An 8,056-nucleotide genomic window follows, 5' to 3' on the forward strand; every position below is an offset into this window, starting at 1 on the left:
ATGATTTTGGAATTCTAAAGGCATTTTTCTCCAGTGCAATAGAAGCAAGTCTATGGCTTAAATTAAAAACCCCCGCGATTTGCAGGGGCTTTTAAGTTTCATTCGCCTGCTATTCTGCAATTACAAATTTGTTACGTGCTATCAGCTGATTGTTTTCAAAAAGTAAGATAACATAATTACCGGCTGCCAGTTCATCCAGGTGGGCTATCTCGTACTGGCGTTTTCCCTCACTTTGATTACCCGTGTTAATAGCTTGTACCTGTTTACCATAGAGGTCAAATATTTCAAGCCTGACATTTCCCTCCGTGATCAATTGAAATTCAGCAACTGAAATTGCTGCTGACACCGGATTCGGTGAAACAGAGATTGATATAGTCTTAGCAATCAGATCAGTATTTTCTAATCGTTGCCCGCCGGTTATACTTACCGTATAGTCTTCTACCTCCCCATAGTCGAGCGTTGCGCATGGATTAGTGCTCGAGCTATTATAATGCATCTGGATGCGCATGCGGGTAGCGCCATTTAAAGCTGTAGATGGAACTGTAAAAGACTTTGAAACTGCTGCCGTACCACTACCTGTTGCCACGGTTTCACCCGCATCATTTAAGATGCCATTGTGATTATAATCAATATATAGGGTCCAGTATTCAGTATAAGAGCTGCTTGCAAATCCGGGAGTCATTGTAATGGTATTTGACACTCCAGCAGCAAGACTGGTGCTCAGGTTTGTATAATTCCCATAGCCATTGTTATTTCCACTGGTATTATTGATGCTTCCCAATAGAATTTTACTTATGTATTCATATGCTGTACTACTTCCTTTAGACGCACAATAGGTTACAGTACCGCTCAAAGTAGTGAAAGAAGATTGTGAGGAATAGGAAGAAGAGCCACCCGAACAAACCGCCTGCACCTGGTAATTATAGGTAGTGCCTGCAGTTAATCCCGTAAGATTGTAAGAAGTACTGCTGGTGGAAACAGTAGTCCAGGTAGAAGTAGTAGATACTTTATACTGTAAATTGTATGAAGTAGCTCCGCTTACGGCGCCCCAGCTCACTGTTGCACCTGATGAAGTTATGGATGAAGAAGAGAGTCCGGAGGGAATTCCGCAAGATGTTCCTCCTGATGAAACCACCACAGAATAATCTTCTACTTCGCCATCGAATGAGGCACTACAAGGTGTTGGGTTTGCATTATACTGTGTAGAAACACGCATGCGCGTAGTACCAACCACAGCAGTTGATGGGACTAAAACTGATACAGGTGAAAGACTGGTGGTGCCGCTAGTAACGTTTACAGCCGTTCCCAGATTATATTCTTCATTGGTTGTAGTGCTGAAAGTCCCGTCGTGGTTCCAGTCTATCCATGCTTTCGTATAATTGGTATAGTTACCACCGGTGTTGATCTTAACAGATAATGTGTACGTGCTGTTTTGACTTACCGTAGTTGATTGCGTTCCAGTATAATCAGTATAACCCGAAGTGGTTCCCGAGGTGGTATTGTTAATGGTATTAAAAGTAACATTGGTAATTCCATCCAGAGTCTTTCCAACGGAGCTGCAATAAGTAATTCCGGTAGTTGTAAAGGTGGTGGATGCTGTGAATGATGAAGTGCCGCCACCTGAACAAACCGTTTGAACCTGCCATTCATAGGTAGTGCCCGTTGTTAAACCGGTTGCATTGTATGAAGCAGAACTTGTTGAAGCAGTTGACCATGTAGTAGTGCCTGTTTTACGATACTGAACATTGTAGCTAGGGGCACCAGATACAGCACCCCATGAAAAAGTGGCTGAAGTGCTTGTAATGCTGCTGGTTGTTAGTCCGGTTGGAGCATTGCATGGCGCCGTACCGGTAGTTGTAAAAGTGGTGGATGCTGTAAAGACAGAAGTTCCTCCACCGGAACATACGGTCTGGACCTGCCATTCGTAATTAGTGCCGGCAGTCAGTCCGCTTGCACTATAAGAAGTTGACAAGGATGATGCTGTTGTCCAGGTGGAAGTTCCTACTTTCCGGTATTGTACATTGTAGCTGCTGGCACCGCTTACTGCGGTCCAGGAAAATGTTGCGGACGTGTTTGTTATTCCTGAGGTGGACATTCCTGTGGGAGCGTTACATGTTACGCCTCCGGTAGCCGGCACATTGGCGATTTGAGTGGCCCAATTGTTTGAGGTATTTGCCCATTCCTGGAAAGTCCAGAAAGAATTATTTGAAGGATCAAAAGCAGTACCGGAGTAGTCTCCAAAGCGGTTGCGGCCACTGCCGAATGTTTTGTAATAACTCGCCACTCCTGCTTTATAAATAACCGGCGACTGTAAGGTATTCAGGGCATCAGTCGAAGCACGGTATGCATAGACAGCGCTTGCATAATTGCTTGTACCCGACATGGAATATCCAATCATCATGTCTCCATTGGCATTCACATCCAGACTTGGATAATAATAAAAAGTGCTGCCATTAGTATCTTCAATCCGGCCAAACTGCGTAACGGTTGAGTTAGATGGATTCACCTGCCACCAATCATTAGCTGTATGCGTGGGGGAAGATGCAGGAAGAAATACGGAATGGCAAAACCATAAGGAACCACTCCTGTAAATACAACTATGTATGCGGGTATCACCATCCTCAATCGTGTTCGAGCTGCCTAACTGTTTGGCACCTACCGTAGATTCACTCCATGGTTGATTCACCCCTATGGTATTTCCTGCACTGTATACAGGAGCAGTTGCCGAACCTGTAATTGTAAAGATTTTAACATAACCGTTGCCACCCGAATTTCCATTCCAATCTGCAACCATATATTCAGTTGTTTGTGAATTATCGTACGTAGTAGCAGGAGAAATTAAAGAAACTGTATTATCGGTAAAAGTATTTACACTTCCCTGCGTGCCGCTGTAAAGACCGGCCCTGTTGAAGACATAAATTTTTCCTGCATTGCCACCCGTTCCAAGAAAATCATTACCAGTCAACACAATCCAGTTTGTATTGAAGCCCATTTGCGGGTAATCAAGGAAATCGGATGTGTTCCCGGTTGCATCAATGGAGTAGGTATACCAGTTACCTGTTGGGTTTCCGGTTTGAGAAACAGCAATAAAAAGCCCTCCGTGACCATTTGATACGTTCCCATCAATACAGATGATGAACCGATCATTATTGGGGTCATAACAGATGTGCGGATCATAGTATCCGCTGCCTCCTGTGGCAGAAAAAAAAGTAGTAATGCTCACCGTGCTGGTAAGCGATCCGCTTTTGGTATAGATTTTAAACTCCTGGTTGGTCGTTTCCATTACATAAGTGATACCTACGGCTCCATTAATGTCCGGCGGTATTAAGGTACCGTTATCCATTACTCCGTTAATATTAACAGAGGCAACAGGAGAATTACTCAAAGGGGTATTTGGATTATTAAGAGTAACCTTATTGTTTATTGCATTTGCATCTACCGGCTGAGGTTTAAATACAAAATTATCACGGTCCTCACCCTGTTCCACGAATCGCCGCTTTAATTTCTGAGGATGCTTAACATCGTATTGTGCGCGCTCGTTAAAGTTGACAAGTTTCGGTGCACCATAATCGATAAGAGTCTGCGTAACCTGCGCGTACAGCGAGTTGCAGATCATCATTGCGCAGAAGATAACAATGGTAAATGTAAAGAGTTTAATTTTTTTCATTTGGAATGGTTGGTTGAAATGTGATGAAATATATTTGAAGTAATAAGTTTTTGGAAGAGAAGATTTGAAAAATCCTTTGAAGCAAAAGCTATTTTACAAATTTTTTTATATATATAACTATTATTAAATAGCCCCGATTCTTATCGGTAACCTGATTTTATATTGGTGAACTTTCTTTTTATCTGTTGTCGCTCAATAAAATACGGGGGTATCTACGGTTCCAGATGCATTAAGTTGCAAAGTGGTATAGCTGATTATTTAATAAAACCGTGCATAAATTTTCAATATAATACTCCCTGTCTGCGATTTCAACTTGTTTACCTTTGTATCCATAATTGTTTTTTGAAAAACCCATCTATGAGTATTACCATCCGAAAGGCAGAAAAAAAAGATGTTCCTGCTATGCTCGGATTAATCAAAGAACTAGCGCTGTATGAAAAGGCACTGGATCAGGTTACAAATACTGTAGGTGATATGGAAAAAGATGGCTTCGGAAATCAACCAATATTCAGTGCTTATCTTGCGGAAGTAAATAATGAGGTGGCAGGTATTGCAATTTATTATATTGCTTATTCAACCTGGAAAGGCAAATATATTTACCTCGATGATTTTATAGTTAATGAAGATTTCCGACGTTACGGCATCGGGAAAAAACTATTTGAAGCGGTGGGGTATGCTGCTAAAATGATCGGAGCTAATCAATTCAGATGGCATGTGCTGAATTGGAATGAGCCAGCTATAAATTTCTATAAAAAATATGATGCTTCACTGGATCCGGAGTGGATCACCTGCAAACTGACAAAAGAACAAATTGGAGAATTATTTACAAATACAATTGACTGATTCGAAAGGCAGCAACCCGAATGAAATCTTTTTGTTGTTATGATTCAGGTCTTCAAGTTCGGTGGTGCTTCTATAAAGGATGCCGCTTCTATTCGTAATGTATTTGCTATCCTCAAAAAATATAAGGATGAAAAGGTTGTTATTGTAGTTTCTGCCCTGGATAAAACAACCAATAAACTAGAAGAGATAACTAATGCATATTTCAATAAACAAGAAAACGCACACGAACTCCTGGATAACCTGAAGAGTCAACACTTTAACATTTTAAACGAATTATTTGAAGAAAAAAATCATCCGGTATTTAATGAAATAAACAACTCATTTGTAGAAATAGACTGGATCCTGGAAGATTTACCTTCAGACAGATATGATTATTTGTACGATCAGATTGTTTCAGTTGGTGAAATGGTATCCACTAAAATGGTTAGCGCCTATTTGAATCACTGTAACCTTAAAACACAATGGATGGATGTACGCGATTTCGTCCGGACTGACAACACTTACCGCGAAGGAAAAGTCTTTTGGGATGTTACTGAAAAAAATATCGCAACCAAAATTCCAGGCCTGTTAAATGATCAATTTGTACTCACACAAGGATTTCTGGCAGGAACTGCCGAAAACTATACTACCACTCTCGGCCGTGAGGGCTCGGATTATACAGCCGCTATCTTTGGATATTGCCTTCAAGCAGAAAGTGTGACAATATGGAAGGATGTTGCCGGCGTACTAAATGCAGATCCGCGCTATTTTTTCGATGCCGAAAAATTTGACAACCTGACTTATCACGAAGCAATTGAAATGGCTTACTATGGTGCTTCAGTAATACATCCGAAAACAATAAAACCCTTGCAGAATAAAAACATCCCCCTGTATGTAAGATCATTTATCCATCCCGATGAGCAAGGTACTGTTATAGGAGAATTACCACCTGTCCGTGACTCAGGCTCAGTCAAAAACAACATGCCAATACTAGTATTGAAAAAAGATCAGTTGCTGTTTTCCATAACCTCAAAAGATTTTTCTTTTATTGCCGAAGACAACCTTAGTTTTATTTTCGGGGTACTCTCTCAATACAACGTAAAGATGAATATGATGCAAAATGCTGCAATCAGCTTTTCTATCTGCATCGATAGAAATGAAAATTTATCTACTGTTATAAAATTACTTGATGAAAACTTTTCTATTAAAACCAATGGTGGCCTGGATTTACTTACTATCCGGCATTATACAGAAAGCTTAATAGAAAAATATACTTCAGGAAAGGAAATCCTGTTAGAACAGAAAAGCAGAAATACAGTCCAGCTTGTAATGAGGGATTTGATTTCAGATCAATTGTGAGAGAATCTAAATTTAATACTCCGGGCGGTTTAAAATAACATTAGCAATTATTGCTTTTTTAAAATCTAATTGAAGCATCGGTTTATCTGCCGGTATATCAAAGTTGTAATTATAATTTCCAACCTCTCCCTGTTTTATTACATCCTGTTCCAGTGCGTACGCTGTACCCTTATCAGATGTCATTTCTCTGGAATAGTTTCCAGTTGAAACGGGCTGAAATTCTTTTTTAGGTGGAACCTTCACCGGGGCCTGCCTCCGGACATTTTTCTGTTTTACTGCTGGCTTATATTGCTGTCCATACGGCTTGGCATTCATTTCAACTTCCCTAAAGACATCAGAGAGGGAACGTTGCTGCTGTGGGGGCAAAGGGGTTGAAGCAGGTGCAGTAACATCACTTTTTCTCTCACGATTCTTTGGTATGTTACTTTCCTTATCTGATTCTTTTTTTCTTTTAGCCTGCTGTGACCGATAAATCACATAAAGAAGAATTACGATAACATAAACTATAGTGCCAAAACTCATAACGGCTTATTTACAGGAATTAGTTTTAAAAAACATACAGAATTTTTTACCGCTTTAATTTATTTATGAAATAGAATATAAGCGTAAGTACTACACTCAATAATATGGAGGTTACTACCGGAAAATAAAAGGTAAAGTTTCCTTTCCTTATGAGGATGTCACCGGGCAATTTTCCCACGAATGGCAGCCTGTTTAATTGTGTCAGAATAATTCCTATAACCAGCAAAACAATCCCCATAACAATCAGCACTTTTCCTAAGGAAGGTAATTGAGCCATCACGAAATTCAATTATTATCAAAGTTACTCTGAAACCTGATCTTTCAGAACAAAAAAGTGGAATGATAAATTGATATCAATTTATCTGTCACCTTTACAATTCATAAATTAAACGAATGAGATGTTTTATTTTAATGATAGTATTATTCCTAAGGGTTTTATTATGTACGGGACAGGATTACACTTTATACCAAAAAAGATTAATGACACAAGGGAATGATACATTACGTTATCGCATTCTATACCCGCAAAATTATCTTCCGCAAAAAAAATATCCTTTGATCATTTTTCTTCATGGCTCAGGAGAAAGTGGCATTGATAATGAAAACCAACTGGTACATGGAGGAGATCTATTTTTAAAAAAAGATGTACGGGAAAAATTTCCTGCATTAATTTTATTTCCACAATGCCCCCCTGATTCTTCCTGGTCATATTACGAAACAGAGATTGATACAGCAACGCATAACGAAAAATTGAATTTCCCCTATAATGATCAACCTGCATATCCTGAGAGAATGTTGAAGAGGCTTATCGATAGTTTGATCGAAACTGGAATTGCAGATAAGGAGAGAATATACCTGGGCGGACTTTCTTTAGGCGGGTTTGGTACCTATGACCTGTTGATCCGTTATCCAAAATATTTTGCAGCGGCTTTTCCTATTGCCGGCGCCTGTAATTTGAGTCTAATGGTAAAAAAAGGCCGGCATATCCCTATTTGGATTTTTCATGGGACCAGGGATGATGTAGTGGATCCCTCTTTTGACCGCACTTTATATATGAAGCTGAAGAAAAAAAATAAAGAGCTTAGGTACACAGAATATCCTGATGCTAATCACAATAGCTGGGATTCTGCTTTTGCAGAACCAGAATTATTACCCTGGTTATTTGCGCATCATCGTTAACCTCAATGGAACTCTCAATCCAGATATAAAACCTACCATGCCATTTCAGGTTGCATAAACAATCAGCGTTCCATCAGCATCGGTCAAATGCAGAAATTTGCCAGCCTTGTCATTACTACTTTCATAACTAAAATGTTTTTCTCCAAATAATTTTTCAACATCTAAGCTGATTGCTGATCGCTATTCATCACTTTTTTTCTGCTGGTTAAACTTCCTTTGATAATCTCCGCTATCGGAGTCATTGTTTTCATTAATGGTGAGGCGCTCCTGTTCTGAAGCTGCATGTTCACTTTGATCACGACCGGTTAACTTTTCGCTATTTTCCATTTGTTTACGCATGTTAGACGCCAGAGCACTATCGGGCATCACATTAGTCATTCTGTAGGCTTCCCCATTCATAGAGCCAGTTCCAAGTTAGTATTTGTATTCAAATCAATATAATTATTGTCATTATTATTACCAATGTGTTGAAATGTGGTAAACATGGCATTAGAAAAATTATTGAGA

Annotated in this window: 7 protein-coding genes; 3 read left to right on the forward strand and 4 right to left on the reverse strand. The window is 39.6% G+C overall.

Annotation, left to right across the window (positions count from 1 at the left end):
• Positions 1 to 109: 109 nt before the first annotated feature.
• Positions 110 to 3,667, reverse strand: a complete 3,558-nt coding sequence (locus tag H0W62_11470; GenBank protein MBA3649148.1) for a fibronectin type III domain-containing protein — start codon at positions 3,665 to 3,667, stop codon at positions 110 to 112.
• A gap of 357 nt (positions 3,668 to 4,024) precedes the next feature.
• Here H0W62_11470 and H0W62_11475 point away from each other — a divergent pair, with 357 nt between their 5' ends.
• Both H0W62_11475 and H0W62_11480 read left to right on the forward strand, forming a co-directional pair.
• Entirely contained in the window at positions 4,025 to 4,510 is a 486-nt protein-coding gene (locus H0W62_11475; protein ID MBA3649149.1) for a GNAT family N-acetyltransferase, read from the forward strand.
• A gap of 42 nt (positions 4,511 to 4,552) precedes the next feature.
• Positions 4,553 to 5,848, forward strand: coding sequence for an aspartate kinase (locus tag H0W62_11480; GenBank protein MBA3649150.1), 1,296 nt, complete (start codon positions 4,553 to 4,555; stop codon positions 5,846 to 5,848).
• Between the two features lie 12 nt (positions 5,849 to 5,860).
• Here H0W62_11480 and H0W62_11485 read toward each other — a convergent pair whose 3' ends face one another.
• Together H0W62_11485 and H0W62_11490 are read right to left on the reverse strand one after the other, a co-directional pair.
• On the reverse strand, positions 5,861 to 6,370 hold the full coding sequence (locus tag H0W62_11485; protein MBA3649151.1) for a hypothetical protein: 510 nt from the start codon (positions 6,368 to 6,370) through the stop codon (positions 5,861 to 5,863).
• 46 nt (positions 6,371 to 6,416) lie between these two features.
• Complete coding sequence (locus H0W62_11490) at positions 6,417 to 6,647, reverse strand: DUF2905 domain-containing protein (GenBank protein ID MBA3649152.1); 231 nt, start codon at positions 6,645 to 6,647, stop codon at positions 6,417 to 6,419.
• Between the two features lie 203 nt (positions 6,648 to 6,850).
• On the opposite strand from H0W62_11490, the gene H0W62_11495 reads away from it, so the two are divergent.
• On the forward strand, positions 6,851 to 7,549 hold the full coding sequence (locus H0W62_11495) for a dienelactone hydrolase family protein (GenBank protein MBA3649153.1): 699 nt from the start codon (positions 6,851 to 6,853) through the stop codon (positions 7,547 to 7,549).
• Between the two features lie 180 nt (positions 7,550 to 7,729).
• Here the strand turns inward: H0W62_11495 and H0W62_11500 are convergent, their stop codons facing one another.
• Complete coding sequence (locus tag H0W62_11500) at positions 7,730 to 7,948, reverse strand: hypothetical protein (protein MBA3649154.1); 219 nt, start codon at positions 7,946 to 7,948, stop codon at positions 7,730 to 7,732.
• Between the last annotated feature and the right edge of the window lie 108 nt (positions 7,949 to 8,056).

It is taken from the genome of Chitinophagales bacterium (assembly GCA_013816805.1).
In the GTDB taxonomy this organism is placed as follows: Bacteria; Bacteroidota; Bacteroidia; order Chitinophagales; family UBA10324; genus MGR-bin340.

Excerpts from the sequence above, each read along its gene's own strand:
- H0W62_11470 (MBA3649148.1), bottom strand. The coding sequence starts at position 3,667 with ATGAAAAAAATTAAACTCTTTACATTTACCATTGTTATCTTCTGCGCA.
- H0W62_11495 (MBA3649153.1), top strand. The coding sequence starts at position 6,851 with ATGACACAAGGGAATGATACATTACGTTATCGCATTCTATACCCGCAA.
- H0W62_11485 (MBA3649151.1), bottom strand. The coding sequence starts at position 6,370 with ATGAGTTTTGGCACTATAGTTTATGTTATCGTAATTCTTCTTTATGTG.
- H0W62_11475 (MBA3649149.1), top strand. The coding sequence starts at position 4,025 with ATGAGTATTACCATCCGAAAGGCAGAAAAAAAAGATGTTCCTGCTATG.
- H0W62_11490 (MBA3649152.1), bottom strand. The coding sequence starts at position 6,647 with ATGGCTCAATTACCTTCCTTAGGAAAAGTGCTGATTGTTATGGGGATT.
- H0W62_11500 (MBA3649154.1), bottom strand. The coding sequence starts at position 7,948 with ATGAATGGGGAAGCCTACAGAATGACTAATGTGATGCCCGATAGTGCT.